Here is a 15,036-nt window from a genome sequence, read left to right as displayed (position 1 = left end):
CTGACTACACCCCATCTTCCGGGGCCAGGCGCAGGGCCAGATCCAGCGCCTTTTCCAGGCTGCGGGGACTGGCCCGGCCAGTGCCGACAAGCTCAAACCCGGTGCCGTGGTCCACTGAAGTCCGGACCACCGGCAGCCCCAGGGTGACATTTGCGCACCGGCCGAACTCCACAAGCTTCAGGGGAGCCAGCCCCTGGTCATGATACATGGCCAGCACGGCGGAAAACTCGTTATTCCAGGCCCGGTAAAAAACCGTATCCGCAGGAAAGGGGCCCTGAACATTAATTTTTTCGCTTCTGGCCTGTTCTATTGCCGGAATGACGGTTTCCGTCTCTTCAGTACCTGTCTTGCCGCCCTCCCCGGCATGAGGGTTCAGGCCGCACACCGCCAGGGGCTTGTGCCCCTCACCCAGCCGGACCATGAAGGCGTGGGTCAGGCGCAGGCAGCGCAGTATTTTTTTCTGGGTGACAAGCTCCGGGACCAGGTGCAGTGGGGGGTGGGTTGTGACCAGGCTTACCCGCAGCCTGTCTCCGCACAGGTGCATGCAGACCTGGTCCTGGGCCATGCCGAACTGGTGGGCCAGAAATTCGGTATGACCGGGAAAGTCGAACCCGGCCTCCTGTAGAAGATTTTTGTTCAAGGGACCGGTGGTCAGCACAACGTTCTGGTTGTACTTTAAAAATTCACAGGCGGTGCTCAGGGAAACACCGGCAGCAAAACCGCCCTGGACATCCTCTTTTCCCGGGGCAGGCTCAAAATCCTTCAGCCCTTCAGGCTCAAAAAGATAAATCCCGGGTTTATCAAGCCTGTCCCGGTCCAGGGAGTCAATCCTCTTCCAGAACTTCTGTGCATCCATCTGCCTGCAGTGATGTTCCAGGGCTTTTTCCGGACCAATGACAAGCAGAGCGTGATCCCGGACAAACCTGTCTAAGTCTGCAAGCATGAGCAGTTCCGGGCCAAGGCCGTTGGGATCCCCTGGAGTATACAGAACAAGAGACATAAGTTAGTCTTGTTTCCATCCGGAAATTCTTTATTTCCGGATGCTGAAATTGGTGGTTTTCTTTCCGGAAACGAGGAATTTTTTCTTTTGGCAAGGAAATCAAGCAATTATGAGGAGGCGTATCTTAATACGTTGACGAATAATTGTGTAGATTAACCACGCGAGGCGCGTGGCAGGCTCAGCCAAAAGGAAAAAGAACCGTTTCCGGATGAAAACTAATCTTGAGGGGAAAGCTTCAGACATTCCTGGTAAAAAAGGCAGCCGTGCTGGTCACACTCACCCTCCACCACCCTGGCGAAACAGTCTGAATTGCCCTCGGCAATCTGTATCAGGCGAACCGCCTGTACCTTGCTTACCGCGTAAGGCAGTTTTACGGATCTTTCCCTGGCCAGGTCCCTTATCTCCTTCATTTTCATAACTATAACCTCCACCGGGCATGCTTTTTACACGCCTCAATTATGCTCCTGGAAACCAGGAAATACAAAAATCAGATTTCTCCTGTGCCATCTCCCAGTTCCTGGTACAACCGGGCGTATTCACGGGCGGATCTGGACCAGGAGAAGTCCTGGTGCATTCCACGTACAACCATCTTTTTCCAGGCATCGGCATCCTGGTACAGGGCCAGGGCATTTTGAATCGCACCCCAGAAGGATCTGGCCGTGGGTTCAGGGAATACAAAGCCCGTTGAATTTTCCTCGGGGTAGGGTATTATTGTGTCTTTCAACCCACCCACTGCTGTTGCCACCGGGGGAGTGCCGTAGCGCAGGCTGTACATCTGGGTCAGCCCGCATGGCTCATATCTGGACGGCATGAGAAATATATCCGTGCCGGCCTGTATCTTGTGGGCCATTTCCTCGGTGTACCCCACTATACCAGCCACGTGCCCGGGGTAAGCCTCCACCAGGTTCATGAGCTCGTTCTCGTACTCGGCGTCACCTTCTCCCAGGACCACAATGCCCACATCCTGGCGGACCAGGTCGGGCATAAGCTCGATTAGAAGATCAATGCCTTTCTGGCTGCGAAACCTCCCGATAAACCCCAGGACGGGCCGGGAGAGGAGCCTTTCAGGCAAACAGAGGGTCTCCAGGAGTTCTTTTTTGCACAGGTACTTGCCGTAAAGATCCCTGGAGGAATAGCCGGCCTCCAGATACCTGTCCTTGGACGGGTCCCATACATCGTAGTCGGAACCGTTTAAAATCCCCACAAGGTCCTTACTGCGTTTCTGCAGGACGCTTTCCAGGCCGCAGCCGTATTCAGGAGTCAGGATTTCCTCGGCATAGGACGGACTTACCGTAGTGATCCTGTCTGCGTAGGAAATGCCGCCCTTGAGCAGGTTGAATGAGTCGTAAAACTCAACACCGTCCATACTCCAGGCATCATACGGCAGACCGCAGTCCCAGAAGAGGCGCACGGAAAAACGTCCCTGGAAAGCCAGGTTGTGAATGGTGAAAACGGACCTGGTATTCTTCCAGTACGGGTCGGTCCTGCGCTGGTAATAAAGATAGGGTGAAACCAGGGCTGCATGCCAGTCGTGTGCATGAATTATTCTGGGAGCTTTTCCGAAGGCCTTCATCAGGGACATGGCCGCCCGGCAGAAAAATATGAAACGCTCGCAGTTGTCGAAATAGTCCCCTTTATATGTGCAGTAGTAATACCTGCGGTCAAAGTACTCCCCTCTGTCCAGGAAATAAACAGGCATGCCCCTGAATTCCGCCTGCAGGACATCGGTGGTGATCCCCGGCCAAGGATACCCGACATTCAGGTCCTCGTAAACAAGCCTGGGGCTGTAGGCGCTGGTGGATATGCGGCCGTAAAGCGGTGTAATTACGCATACGTTGTAGCCCATATTGTGAAGAGTCAGGGGCATCACCCCCAGTACATCCGCAAGCCCTCCTGTTTTGGAGAAAGGGTAGATTTCAGAAGCCACAAAACATATATCAGGTGGAGAATACATAAGCCCTCAAGGAAAATTTAGACTGGTTGCCGGTGGTTACTGGTAGTGATCAACAAAGTCGGGAAAATTCTAACTCAATACGCCATAAAAAAGCAAATCAAAAAAATTCTGCTGCCAAAGTAACTATTGACCAATGTTATCAGATGATGAATAGTTATACCAAATTGCAATCAATATGATTTCTCCAGACAGTCTGGATATCATTCTAAATTCGGAAAACCGCCCCACAGAAAAAGAATTTTACCACCCCGGTTGAATGGAAGAAATTCAAAGGGGCAGGCAGAGGGCACAGAGAGGCACAGAGTCACGACAAAGAGGGCTTTTCTCTGCGAACCTCTGTGATCTCTGTGGTGTCAAATATTTGATGACAACGGGCATAAAGATCATCTTGAATGCAAGTCGGAATTACCTGCAAAAAAACTGTATCGTGAAAAAAGGCAGGCAAAAAATCACTGCTGCATCAGGTAGCCCATACCCCACAGTGCGCTCATTTGAGGGTCCGGCGACAGTTCGATCCTGTCTGGAATCAGCCAGGGCCTTGTTTTCAGCCTGAAGTTTATGCTTTGGGGCACCACCTCGGAAAAACAGGGTCCCAGCCTGCTCAGCCCCCCGCTCAGGCCGATATTTTTTATCCCGAAAATGGAGACCATCTGGCTTAGAAAAAGCCCCAGCCTCCTGCCGTACTGCTGCATGGTCACAAGAGCCTTTTCATCCTTTTTCTCAAGATAAATATCCAGATCTTTCAGGCTGGCCAGGGAAAGGCCGTTCTGCACGGCCATTTCTTTCAGGGCAGCGGCGTTGAGCCAGGTCTCGGCGCACCCTGTCTGTCCACAGCCGCACCTTTTCCCCCTGTTAGGCCCCATATAGACATGTCCCAGCTCAGGTCCTGCGTCCAGCCTGCCACGCCATACCCTCCTGTCCATTATGACCCCTGAACCCAGCCCTGTGCCCAGGGTAAACACCAGGGCATCCTTTTCCCCGGCCAGACAGCCATTGAATATCTCCCCCAGGGCCGCGGCCTGGGCATCATTCTCCAGGACGGGCCTGATGCCGAAAATCCCGGATACGAATCCGGCCAGGTCAAACCCCTTGAGTTCCGGCATGTTGGTCGGGGTAAAGTATATGCCCTGTTCCAGGTTCAAAGGCCCTGCACTGGCGATGCCGATATTATTTACAGCCCCCGGGGATTTCTGCATCACATTCTGGATGAGTCCAGCCAGGGCCTTTTTGGTGCCTGCCAGCTCTCTGGGCCTGGGCACGTTCAGCACCTCCCCGCACCGGCCATCCCGGTCCATCCAGGTACCCCGGATATTGCTTCCTCCAAGATCTATGCAGATATACATACCGGGCTCACTTGAATCTATCCAGTTTACAGGTGAAATCAGCCAGAATCTCTTTATGGTCAAAGGCCAGTTCCGGAAGGTTGTCCAGGTCGAAAATGCCTGCTCTGCCGGCGTCGTCTCCGGGGCTCAGCTCCTGTCCGGCCAAAGGGTGTGCCACAAACACGACGCTCATGGTATGCTGCCTGGGATCACGCCGGGGATGGGAATAAACACCTGTTAGATCAGTCAGGGTTACCTGGAGACCTGTTTCCTCCAGGGCTTCACGGACAGCAGCGCTTTCCACCGTCTCCCCGTAATCCACAAACCCGCCCGGCAGAGCCCAGCCATGGGGCGGATTCTTCCTTTCTATCAAAACGATGCCCCTGGGCGGAAAGTGAATTATAATATCCACAGTGGGCACAGGATTTCTAAATACTGCAACCGGATGCCCGCAGGAGGGGCAGGGCTTTTCAATGGACATGCCAGCATCCCGGGTTTATAAGTCATATGGATCAAACGCTCACATTCAAGAACTCTCTAATGAAAAAACTTCCTTCTGACAACATTATATTGACGCATAAAGGCGCTCTGGGGGATTTTCTTCTGGCCTGGCCGGCCTTTCTGTCCATAAGGACCTTTTTCAGCCAGGCGGAAATATTCTGGCACGGCAGGGATGACTTCCTGCCCTGGCTGCGTCCGTTGAACATTAAAAAAGTGCCTCACCGGACAGCCTCTGCCTTAGACGGGCTTTACAGCCGCTCAACATGGCCGGAATCACTAAGAAAATCTACGGTATTCTGGTTCGGGCTGGACCGGGTTACAATTGCCTGCAGCCATCCACAACTCTTTTTCCTGACTGCAGTGGATTTTGCCCGTAAAAGACATGTCCGGTATAATTATCTGTACCAGCTTGAGAAGCTGGGAATTTCTTTTTACCGGAATTGGCAAGAAAGCTGGAAGGATATGTTCGCCAAGCAGGATACGCAGGACCTGGCCCTTATTTTTCCAGGCTCAGGCAACCCGGCGAAAAACTGGCCGGTAAAAAACTTTATATGGGCCGGGAAGCGCTTTCAAAGCGCAGGGCTGAAGCCCCTGCTGGTGCTTGGCCCTGCCGAGGAAAAAAACGGTATTTCCGAAAGCAGTCTGCAGCAGACAACATGCTCCAGTCTGGAAGACCTGCAGGGCCTGATCCTCAAGTCGCGCGTGCTGCTGGGCAACGACTCCGGACCTATGCACCTGGGAGCCATGTTCAGCAAGCCGGGGCTGGTCCTCTTCGGCCCCACCCCTCTTTATATGTGGCGTCCACAGGGAATGAGGGTCCTGAAGTCCCCGGCACATTGTGCCCCCTGCTCCAAAACGGCCCGCGTCCAGTGCCAGGAACCCACGTGCATGCAGGCCATAACCAGAGAAAAGGTCCAGGCCTGGATGGATAAATTTTTGTACTGTCAGCGTACCGGCCTTTGATTTTCATACCCCCAAAACAAAACCGGCTTCCCTGTCTGACATAACAGAGAAGCCGGCTTTGGCAAAAGGAGGAAGAAACGTTATTTAAAATAGATGCAATCAGCGGGCCAAAACTCATGGGCTCATAAAATCCAGGCTGGCCCTCGCTTTTACGACTCACCCCCTTCTTGTCCAGGTAAAAAAAATTTGACACCATTACCAAAGCCCCCTCTCCGCCTCCATACAGGGTAAAATTTTTTATACTTTTCCCAGGCCAATATATCACTACAGCGAAACTTATAAAATTTTATGCCTGCCTCAATTGGGGACAGGCACCCCTCACTTATTTTTATTAAATGATCTTGGTTTTATTGGAAAAAATATGTGAGGGGAGCCAGTCCCCGGAGGTAAATAAATAAGTTTCGCTGTAGTGATATTAAGTAAGACACAAGCAATCCGCGCCAGGACAAAAAATCTCTACCCTTTTTGTAAATATTCACCATTTGCCACAACTGATCAATATAACATCAAGCTGCAAGGTCCGGGGGCTTTGCAAACTGGGCGTAAACTGTCTGAACGACGTAGAAAGCGTTGATCAAAACCGTAAAACACAGAACCTGATTCAAAGCATATTACAGAATATACCCCGGATATCGAATCAGTGTGTAGGTTTTGATTTACGCTTTCTTGGAGTGAGTTTTTACGTCCTGTTTGCAAAGTCCCCGGACCTTAATTAATAATTAATTATATCTTTCTTTCTGCACCCTGCCACCACGCGGCTCAACGCGGTCAACCATGATCTGTTTTGTACACCGTCTCCCACCCCCGCGATTCGAGATCCTGCCTGGATATCCTGCCTTCTCTCAAAATTTCAATTTTACCGCCCCCAAAAACCCTGACCAGGGTCGAGGGCAGCCCCCCCGCCGGGGCGTGGCCATGCTCAAAGACCATGTCCACCTTTCTAAGAAGCTCACTGTCCAGTTCTTCAAACACTGCGCAGGATTTTTCACCGCTTATATTGGCGCTGGTTGCTATAAGCGGGGTCCCCGCGTCCAGGCAGAGTCTCGCCGCATCCTGATGCGGTGTGACTCTGATGGAAACCATGCCCTGCTCATCCCTTACACCGGGGGCAAGCATATCCAGGGCCCGGCAAAGTATGGAAACAGGGCCAGGCCAGAACTGCCCGGCCAGCTCAAGACTTTCTGGATCCATGGCCACAAAACTCCTGGCCTGTTCCAGGGTGCCTGCAATGAGAGGAAATGGCTTGTGCACCGGCCTTTTTTTCAGCTCCCTGATTTTCTGCACCACTGCCTTGCTGGTCCCGGTTCCGCCCATGCCCCACAAGGTTTCCGTAGGGTAGATTAGAATTTTTTCGGATTTAATAATTTGAACCGCTTGAAAAATTGACCCACTCATATTAAATTCCATTTAATAACTTCCGATAAAGGTAATAACAACCCGGCCGGCAAAAGTCTTGAACAAAGGATTTTTTCATTGTTGGCAGGAAAGTTGCTTTTTTAATTTCAAAGGCAAGAGCCTGGGTAATATTTTCCACCCACGAAAGGAGCCGCCATGAAAATCAATTCAGAATACCAGAACCAGATAAATCAAAGCCAGGAAAGCACTCAGAAAAAGAAGCCTGCTGAAGAATTCTCCAGGATGCTGGACCAGGAACTATCCAGAAGCACCGGTGCCGGGCAGGGGGAAAAGGCTTCAAATACAGCCAGGGCGGATATGCTGCATCCTGCCCAGCTTCTGGGGAATTCCATTCTAACCCAACAAAAGCAGGAACCTTCTTTTATGAACCAGATGGATGATCTTCTTAGCAAGTGGGAAAATTATGCCGCTGAAATGAACTCCCCGGAATCCAGCCTCAAAGAGATATACGGCCATCTGGAGCACATCCTTGAAGGCGTGCGCGAAATGAAGGACTCAAAGTCCTTTGAGGACCAGCGCCCCGAGCTCAGGTCCCTGGTGGAAGAACTGGAAGTCCTGGCCACAGCCGAAGTGGTCAAGATAAACAGGGGGGATTACCTGGCTTAACCGGCACCGGACCGGTGCAGCGGCTTGTGCGCCAGGACGCTGTATTCCGGTCCTGCGGGGGTAAGGCGGCTCTGCCAGAGATTGATCCGCTCCGCGTTGAACTCGGGCCAGCCCATATTTTCCACGTAATCTGAAAATTCTTTCCAGGGATCATCAGCCACGAAATTCTTTATCCGGGCCAGGGTAAGATGGGCCTTGAAAGGCCTTTTTTCCGGCTCAAACCCAAAGCCCTCAAGCTCCTTTTCCAAAGTACGGGCCAGGTTCATCAGCTTCTGCACCTCCCCGTCGACTCCAAGCCAGGCCACCCTGTACTGCCCAGCGCTTCCGAAATACCCGCTTTTGCTTCCCTGAAGACAGAAATCTTCAAATTCAACCCGGTCCAGGCAAACCTTTACCTGGGGCAAAAGATCGTCCTGCACTTCCCCCAGGAACCTGAGGGTAATATGCCAGTTCCCCGGCCTGGTCCAGGAAAGCCTGGACCTGAACCTTTTCTTCCATTCATTGCGTGCCTGCCCGAGCATCTGCTGATACACTTCCGGCAGGGGAATTCCAAAAAATATTCGCATAACTTTGTTTTCCGTTACCTCTTTGCGGCTTCCAGGTTCATATCCTGCAAATAATCCACAAGTCCCTGAACAGCGTATTCAGCAGACTGCATTTTCACCTCTTTCCTGCTGCCCTGAAACAACTTTTTCTCCCCACGGGTCCGGCCCAGAACAAACCAGCCAAAACATACAGTGCCCACGGGCTTATCCTGTGTCCCGCCACCGGGGCCGGCTATCCCGGAAACAGCCAGGGCCGCTCCTGCCCCGCAAAGACCGGCCGCGCCCCGGGCCATGGCTTCGGCGCATTCAGGGCTTACCGCCCCGTAAGCATCCAGAAGTTCCCGGTCCACATTCAAAACAGAGATTTTAAGCTCATTACTGTATGCCACCACCCCGCCCAGATACCAGTCTGAACTCCCGGGCTCATTGGTGATAAGATGCCCTATGAGTCCGCCGGTGCAGGACTCGGCAGTAGCCAGCATGATACTCTTCTTCTTCAAAATATCCGCCAGCAGGCTCATGTCTGATTGCACAATAGGCATTAGCAGACACCTTGTTTATCAGTTAAGCAAAAAATTCTCCACGATGGGCCAGCCTGTGTACACCTGGTAAAGGGCAACCCCCAGAAGAAGGACATTGTTCGCCGCATGCACCAAGGGCAGGGCTGTCCTTCTGGCCTTGCGCCGGTCCATGTAGGTTCCGCTGACGTAGGCTATGAGCATAAGCGGGGTCATGACCATGGCCCCCTGGTTATGATCGGCGAATATGCCCATCATGCCCATTTCAGCATTCACGGCCATCTTGCCCACCGCCAGTCCCAGGAGCCAGCCGATGATCACCCACCTGCCCATGACCACGTGCCGCTTCCAGTTGAAAGGCACCCTGTGACCCAGGTGAGCGCTTCTGAACCTTTGCAGTCCCAGATAAAAAACATAAAATGCGCCTATAGTCACCAGGGCCTGAAGAATGGGATGAATCCAGAGCATAAAGTCCTCCTGCCGATACTGCATACGGCTTTTGTTCTTTATTACAATCACGACATACACATGAGCAAGGACAAATATTATGACAATCCACTTAAATTTACCTTAAAATGAGAAAAAATTACAGTAAGTTGAAAAAATTTAATGAAACCCTGGATTAATTTAAAATTTTAGGTTAATATTGACAGTTCTGAGCAGGACATAGCAATTTACCGATGCCAGAATGCCGTTCACCTGAAAGAGCTTCGTTCATGCTGGCTGTTTGCTGAAGGTTCTGCATATGTAATCGTGTTTGGACTTAAAAACAGCATAAATTCTAGTTTTTAATCCAGGTTAACCCTAAACTCAGGAGCAGTACAACTATGTGGGAAATCAGACTGCATGGCAGAGGAGGCCAGGGGGCAGTTACCTCGGCAGAGCTTCTGGCCCGCGCCGCTATTTCCAGGGAAAAATTCGCCCAGGCTTTTCCCAGCTTCGGCCCGGAAAGAAGAGGAGCACCGGTACAGGCCTTTGTCCGTGTGGACGACAAAAAGATTCGCAAAAGGGAAAAAATTTATCAGCCGGACATGGTCCTGGTCCTGGACCCTTCACTGCTGGATGTCGTCAATGTTGCTGAAGGACTCAAGGAAGACGGCATTGTTGTCGTCAATTCACCCCAGGACAGCGCAGAGCTCAAGCAGAAGCACAACTGGCCCGGAGCATACACAGTGGATGCCACCAAGATTGCCATGGACATTCTTTCCGTGCCCATCACCAACACCACCATGCTTGGAGCCCTGCTCAAGGCTTCAGGCATACTGGAACCCCAGGACATGGAAGAGGTTATAATGGACCGTTTCGGACCCAAGCTTGGCCCCAAGAACTTTGAGGCCCTCAAAAAAGCCTATGAGCTGGCAAACTAAATCAGGAGTTGAATATGGCTAATCTAGCTTTATGCGCATGGGAAAAACTGGAACTGGGTACAGCCATCACCGAGCCGGGCAACGCAGCCCAGCTCAAGACCGGTGACTGGAAGACCCTGCATCCGGTGACTGACCAGGAAAAATGCATCAAGTGCGGCATGTGCCAGGTTTTCTGTCCCGAGTTCTGTATCCATGAAGACAGCGAGGGATTTTACCCGGCTGATCTTTATTACTGCAAGGGCTGCGGCATCTGCGCCAACGAATGCCCCAAAAAGGCAATCACCATGACCATGGGCTAAAGCCCGGGGTCAGCAGAATATGTACAGAAAAAATAATCATCCATCTTAAAGAACGGAGGAAAAAATGAGCAAGGCTATCGGGTTGGAAGTCTCGCTGGCCGTCGCGGAAGCGGTGAAGCAGGCCAACGTGGACGTTATTTCAGCCTATCCCATCACTCCTCAGACCCATATCGTGGAAGAGCTGTCGGTATATGTTGCCAATGGAGAACTGGATGCGGAATACATTCCGGTGGAATCCGAGCACTCGGCCATGAGTGCAGCCATCGGCTCCAGCGCGGCAGGAGCCAGGTCCTACACGGCCACTGCGGCCCAGGGACTGGCCTATATGCATGAAACCCTGTTCATAGCTTCGGGCATGCGTCTGCCCATAGTCATGACCGTGGCCAACAGGGCCCTTTCCGCGCCCATCTCCATCTGGAACGACCACAGCGACATCATGGCTGAACGGGATGTAGGCTGGGTTCAGTTATTCGGGGAAAACGGCCAGGAAGCATACGAACTGTCCATCATCGCCTTTAAGATCGCCGAAGATCACCGGGTGCTTCTCCCGGCCATCGTCAACATTGACGGCTTCATCCTGACGCACATGATTGAGCCCGTCACTTTCCTGGACCAGGCCAAAATCGATGAGTTCCTGCCTCCATTCAAGCCCGCCCTGACCCTGAACCCGGAAAAACCGGTGACCATGGGGCCTGTGGGCGTGCCTGAAGTATACACCGAATCCCGCAAGCAGTGCGAGCAGGCTCTATGGAATTCCCTGGAGGTTGTCCGGGAAGTGTTTGACGAATGGAAGCAGAAGTTTGACCATGAGTACAAGCTCATCGAGAAAAACGGCGATCCTCAGGGCAAGACACTCTTCATAACCATGGGTTCCCAGGGTGAAACCACCATGAACGCCGTGGAAGACCTGCAGGCCCAGGGCGAATCAGTGGGCCAGGTCCGCATCAGGCTTTGGCGGCCTTTCCCCAGGGAGGACTTTTTGCAGGCCATCAAGGGAGCAGAAAAAATTATCGTCATTGACCGGGCCTTGAGCCCCGGCGCGTACAGCGGACCTGTGGCCCAGGAAATCCTGGCCCTTCTTTATTCCCAGGAGACCAGGCCCAGGGTGTACAACGTAATAGCCGGCCTTGGCGGACGCGACGTGACCGTCAACGACTTCAAGGAAATGTATGCCCAGGCCCAGAAGGACAGCCTGGATCCAAACTATACAATATGGGGGGTTTGTTCAGATGCTAAATAGTAGCGCCCTAGAAAACTTGGAAAAAATAACCCAGAAAAACATGCCCAGAGAGGACATGATTTCTCCGGGTCACAGGGCCTGCCAGGGATGCGCCGAAGTCCTGGCCATGGCCATGGTCATGAAAGTGGCCGGGCCCAATACCATTGTGGCCAACGCCACTGGATGCATGGAAATCATCACCTCGCCCTTTCCCCAGACCGCCTGGAAGATTCCCTGGATGCATGTGGCCTTCAACAACACCTCTGCCGTGGCCTCGGGCATTGAAGCCGGTATAAAGGCCCTGGAAAGAAAAGGCAGAATTCCCGCCAAAAAGCCAAACATCATAGCTGTAGGCGGCGACGGGGCCACCTTCGATATCGGGATTCAGGCCCTGTCCGGTGCCCTGGAGCGGGGACACAACTTCCTGTATCTCTGCCTGGACAACGAGGCCTACATGAATACCGGAGTGCAGCGCTCCAGCGCCACGCCCCTGGGAGCCATGACCACCACTTCCCCGGTGGGATCAAAGTTCCAGGGACAGCAGACCTGGAAAAAAGATATGCCCGGCATTGCCGCAGCGCACAATATACCTTACGTGGCCACTGCCAACCCGGGATTTCACCTGGATCTCATGAACAAGGTGCAAAAGGCCCTTGCTGTTGACGGTCCGGCTTATCTGCACGTCTACTCCGCCTGTCCCACAGGCTGGAGGAGCAAGCCCGAAAAGAGCATAGAGATCTCCAAGCTGGCGGTGCAGACCAATATCTTCCCTCTCTACGAGATAATCGAGGGCAAGCTGACCATCACCAAGAATATCAAAAAACCCAAGCCGGTGGTTGATTACCTCAAGACCCAGAGAAGGTTCGCCCACCTGAAAGAAGACGACCTCAAGTTCATTCAGGAACAGACAGACGCCAACCTGGCCAGGCTGAAAAAGCTCGAGGCCGATTCCAGTCCTGAATAAATTAAAACTGCAGGCTCCGCCGCCCGGAGGATAAATACAGCCCGGGCGGCGACCCGCATGCAATTTTTATCCTCTCCATTCCTGCTCAATCCCTTCTCAGCTATTGACATTTTCCTTTTTATCCTGTTGGATATTCAGGGTTATACAGGGGATTTTTAACCCGGCATCCAGCAATCAGCATGCTGAATCAGCATATCTGGCTTGTTTCCTCCCCTTTTATGATTTTATTCACAAACTTGTGTTTGCAATTTTTTTCTTTATAAGGATAAAAAAGGGATAACAATTAAGGAGGAATTTTACTATGGTCGGACTTTATATCGGATCTACGCACGGCTTTTCCGGCAAGAACCTCATCACCCTCGCCCTGGGCAAAAAATTCAAGGACGACGGGATCAAGATCGGGTACATGAAGCCTGTTGGTGCTGTACCAAGGGAAATTGAAGGCAGGATGGTGGACGAGGACGCTTATGAAGCCCTGAAATTTTTGGACATAAAAGTGGACGATCCGGCCTCTGTTACACCGGTACTCATATCCCAGGATTTCATGCAGAAAGCATATACCGGCGAATGCCTGCTCTACATGCAGGACATAAAAAAGGCCTTTGATCAGCTTCATAAAGACAACGAGCTCATGCTCATCGGAGGCTCGGGCAGCTACCTCTACACCGGTAAATACTGCAACCTTGACGGTATGAGCATAAGCCGGGCCCTGGGTTCCAAGGTGATTCTCATTGACCGCTACAAGCAGGAACTCAATTACGACTACCTCATTGCAGCCAAGGAAATGCTTGGAGACGACCTGGTGGGTGTAATTCTAAACGACGTCCCCGAAAATTTCATGCGCGAAGCCAAGGAATATGTAACCCCCATGCTGGAGCACAGGCAGGTCAATGTACTGGGGACAATCCCCCACGATCCCCTGCTCAAGGCTATCAGTGTTGGAGACCTGGCCAAGGAACTCGGTGGCAGGATCATCTCCATGCAGAGCAAATCGGACCAGGTGATTCAGAACTTTCTCATAGGCACCATGCAGATTGAAAACTTTATGGCCCATTTCCACAAAAACAAGAACTCTGCGGTCATAGTGGGCGGTGACCGTTCAGACCTGCACCTGGTGGCCATGGAAGGCAACTGCCCCTGTCTGATCCTCACCGGCAATATTTACCCCAACGATATCGTTCTCACCAGGTCCGAAGTCCTGGGCATCCCGGTTATAGTAGCTCGTGAGGACACCTTCACAGTAGCCCAGAAAATGGAAAAGATCCTGAACCGCACCAAGCTCAGAGAAGAAGTCAAAATCAAGCAGGGCTGCCAGGTGGTAAACGACAACCTGGACTACAAAACCCTGTACAAGAACCTGGGCATACAAGGCAAAGGATAGCTTTTTTCAGCATCACAAAGCCTGAGGACACTAAACATCCCTTTGTCCATCAGCTTCAGAACAAAAAAGGGGCGTCTCATCAAAGACGCCCCTTCCTTATTGTTCCCACGCTCCGCGTGGGAACATTCTTCGGACGCTCCGCGTCCAAAATGACCGCGGGAGCGCTCAGGCTAATCCGCAATTCTTTTCCTCTTATTCCAATCTGCAATCAAGATGATCTTAATGTTTATCACTACAAACCCTTTGGCAATGCTTTTCTTATCTGCGGAGATCTGCGCAATCAGCGGCCAAGATTCTTTGCCTTTGATGTTATCAGTTGCATGAAGAAGAAAGATGTTAGCCGCTGATCTACGCTGATAAAATCATTTTGATAGCAATCTAGAATTACTTCTGCAGACAATACACTTCCAGCTTGTCCATCTGGAAATTTGCTTCCTCTACGAATGAACTGCCGACTTTCACGCCGTTTTCATTCTGTTCAATATGCTCTGCTCTGCATTTCAGCCGAAAAAGGGTACTGTTGCCGGACAGGTATGAAATCACTTCAAACTCGGACTGCGGCTTTGCAAACTGCATACCTCCGTTCTTTCCAGCAGGTACCACCAGCCTGAGACCTCCCCTGGAAATATCAAAAATTGTGGTGGATATATATCTGCCCATGTCAAAATCTTCCCCGTTGCCGCCATTCTGGGTCTTTTCATACACCAGTGCCGGAATCACCACCTTCTTCCGGGCAGACTTTCTTTTCTCTTCCAGCTGATCATAACCATTTCGGCTTTCAAGGTATTTGGTAAAAATATGGTTCAAAAGAGTGCTCAGGCTGAGGCTGTTTTTTTTTGCCAGCATCTCGAGCTTGTCCAGAATATTTTCTTTAATATAGACTGTTTTTTCCAGATAGCGGGTCATCTTGTCTCCTCCATTTATCCCCGGATTATGCATCACCAGGATTGTTCCTGATTATCAGCTGTTGACGCACCTGGG

General features: G+C 51.7%; 17 protein-coding genes. 7 read left to right on the top strand and 10 right to left on the bottom strand.

Going from position 1 to position 15,036, the window contains the following annotated elements:
* Positions 1-4: 4 nt before the first annotated feature.
* From pdxA to D5S03_RS07305, 5 genes are all read right to left on the bottom strand, one after another.
* On the bottom strand, positions 5-1,000 hold the full coding sequence (pdxA, locus tag D5S03_RS07325; protein WP_287043247.1) for a 4-hydroxythreonine-4-phosphate dehydrogenase PdxA: 996 nt from the start codon (positions 998-1,000) through the stop codon (positions 5-7).
* Positions 1,001-1,215: 215 nt separating this feature from the next.
* The gene (locus D5S03_RS07320) at positions 1,216-1,416 is read right to left on the bottom strand and encodes a hypothetical protein (RefSeq protein WP_008870700.1); all 201 of its coding nucleotides are present in this window, start codon (positions 1,414-1,416) and stop codon (positions 1,216-1,218) included.
* 71 nt (positions 1,417-1,487) lie between these two features.
* Positions 1,488-2,954 (bottom strand): glycogen synthase GlgA, encoded by a 1,467-nt coding sequence (gene glgA / locus D5S03_RS07315; protein ID WP_008870701.1) that lies wholly within the window; start codon positions 2,952-2,954, stop codon positions 1,488-1,490.
* 449 nt (positions 2,955-3,403) lie between these two features.
* A complete protein-coding gene (locus D5S03_RS07310) occupies positions 3,404-4,297 on the bottom strand; it encodes an ROK family protein (RefSeq protein ID WP_287043244.1) in 894 nt (297 codons plus the stop codon).
* 7 nt (positions 4,298-4,304) lie between these two features.
* Positions 4,305-4,757, bottom strand: a complete 453-nt coding sequence (locus D5S03_RS07305; RefSeq protein ID WP_008870703.1) for an NUDIX domain-containing protein — start codon at positions 4,755-4,757, stop codon at positions 4,305-4,307.
* 59 nt (positions 4,758-4,816) lie between these two features.
* On the opposite strand from D5S03_RS07305, the gene D5S03_RS07300 reads away from it, so the two are divergent.
* Positions 4,817-5,740 carry a glycosyltransferase family 9 protein gene (locus D5S03_RS07300; RefSeq protein ID WP_040418689.1) on the top strand — a complete coding sequence of 308 codons (924 nt, stop codon included), beginning with the start codon at positions 4,817-4,819 and terminating at the stop codon, positions 5,738-5,740.
* A gap of 768 nt (positions 5,741-6,508) precedes the next feature.
* Here D5S03_RS07300 and D5S03_RS07295 read toward each other — a convergent pair.
* Positions 6,509-7,135, bottom strand: a complete 627-nt coding sequence (locus D5S03_RS07295) for an L-threonylcarbamoyladenylate synthase (RefSeq protein WP_040418691.1) — start codon at positions 7,133-7,135, stop codon at positions 6,509-6,511.
* A gap of 156 nt (positions 7,136-7,291) precedes the next feature.
* Here D5S03_RS07295 and D5S03_RS07290 point away from each other — a divergent pair, with 156 nt between their 5' ends.
* Positions 7,292-7,762, top strand: a complete 471-nt coding sequence (locus tag D5S03_RS07290) for a hypothetical protein (protein ID WP_008870706.1) — start codon at positions 7,292-7,294, stop codon at positions 7,760-7,762.
* Here D5S03_RS07290 and thpR read toward each other — a convergent pair.
* Genes thpR through D5S03_RS07275 form a run of 3 tightly spaced genes read right to left on the bottom strand, consistent with a single transcriptional unit; the run spans position 7,759 to position 9,293 of the window.
* Positions 7,759-8,328: an RNA 2',3'-cyclic phosphodiesterase gene (gene thpR / locus D5S03_RS07285; protein WP_008870707.1), complete on the bottom strand. Its 570-nt coding sequence runs from the start codon at positions 8,326-8,328 to the stop codon at positions 7,759-7,761. The genes D5S03_RS07290 and thpR overlap by 4 nt on opposite strands.
* Before the next feature lie 14 nt (positions 8,329-8,342).
* Positions 8,343-8,849, bottom strand: a complete 507-nt coding sequence (locus tag D5S03_RS07280; protein ID WP_008870708.1) for a CinA family protein — start codon at positions 8,847-8,849, stop codon at positions 8,343-8,345.
* A gap of 18 nt (positions 8,850-8,867) precedes the next feature.
* Entirely contained in the window at positions 8,868-9,293 is a 426-nt protein-coding gene (locus D5S03_RS07275) for a DUF4079 family protein (RefSeq protein ID WP_008870709.1), read from the bottom strand.
* Positions 9,294-9,652: 359 nt separating this feature from the next.
* Here D5S03_RS07275 and D5S03_RS07270 point away from each other — a divergent pair, with 359 nt between their 5' ends.
* The 5 genes from D5S03_RS07270 (at position 9,653) to D5S03_RS07250 (ending at position 14,055) form a co-directional block, all read left to right on the top strand.
* Positions 9,653-10,192, top strand: coding sequence for a pyruvate ferredoxin oxidoreductase subunit gamma (locus D5S03_RS07270; protein ID WP_008870710.1), 540 nt, complete (start codon positions 9,653-9,655; stop codon positions 10,190-10,192).
* Between the two features lie 14 nt (positions 10,193-10,206).
* Positions 10,207-10,491: a 4Fe-4S binding protein gene (locus D5S03_RS07265; RefSeq protein WP_008870711.1), complete on the top strand. Its 285-nt coding sequence runs from the start codon at positions 10,207-10,209 to the stop codon at positions 10,489-10,491.
* Positions 10,492-10,555: 64 nt separating this feature from the next.
* Positions 10,556-11,731, top strand: coding sequence for a 2-ketoisovalerate ferredoxin oxidoreductase subunit alpha (gene porA, locus D5S03_RS07260; RefSeq protein WP_008870712.1), 1,176 nt, complete (start codon positions 10,556-10,558; stop codon positions 11,729-11,731).
* The gene (locus D5S03_RS07255; RefSeq protein ID WP_008870713.1) at positions 11,721-12,674 is read left to right on the top strand and encodes a thiamine pyrophosphate-dependent enzyme; all 954 of its coding nucleotides are present in this window, start codon (positions 11,721-11,723) and stop codon (positions 12,672-12,674) included. The genes porA and D5S03_RS07255 overlap by 11 nt, the downstream gene beginning before the upstream one ends.
* Before the next feature lie 301 nt (positions 12,675-12,975).
* A complete protein-coding gene (locus D5S03_RS07250; RefSeq protein WP_008870714.1) occupies positions 12,976-14,055 on the top strand; it encodes a phosphotransacetylase family protein in 1,080 nt (359 codons plus the stop codon).
* A gap of 384 nt (positions 14,056-14,439) precedes the next feature.
* Here D5S03_RS07250 and D5S03_RS07245 read toward each other — a convergent pair whose 3' ends face one another.
* Positions 14,440-14,961: a PilZ domain-containing protein gene (locus tag D5S03_RS07245; protein ID WP_008870715.1), complete on the bottom strand. Its 522-nt coding sequence runs from the start codon at positions 14,959-14,961 to the stop codon at positions 14,440-14,442.
* Positions 14,962-15,036 lie beyond the last annotated feature (75 nt).

The sequence above is a fragment of the Desulfonatronospira sp. MSAO_Bac3 genome (assembly GCF_003838035.1).
GTDB classification, from domain to species: Bacteria; Desulfobacterota; Desulfovibrionia; order Desulfovibrionales; family Desulfonatronovibrionaceae; genus Desulfonatronospira; species Desulfonatronospira thiodismutans.
This window is presented reverse-complemented; position numbering and strand designations above follow the sequence as displayed.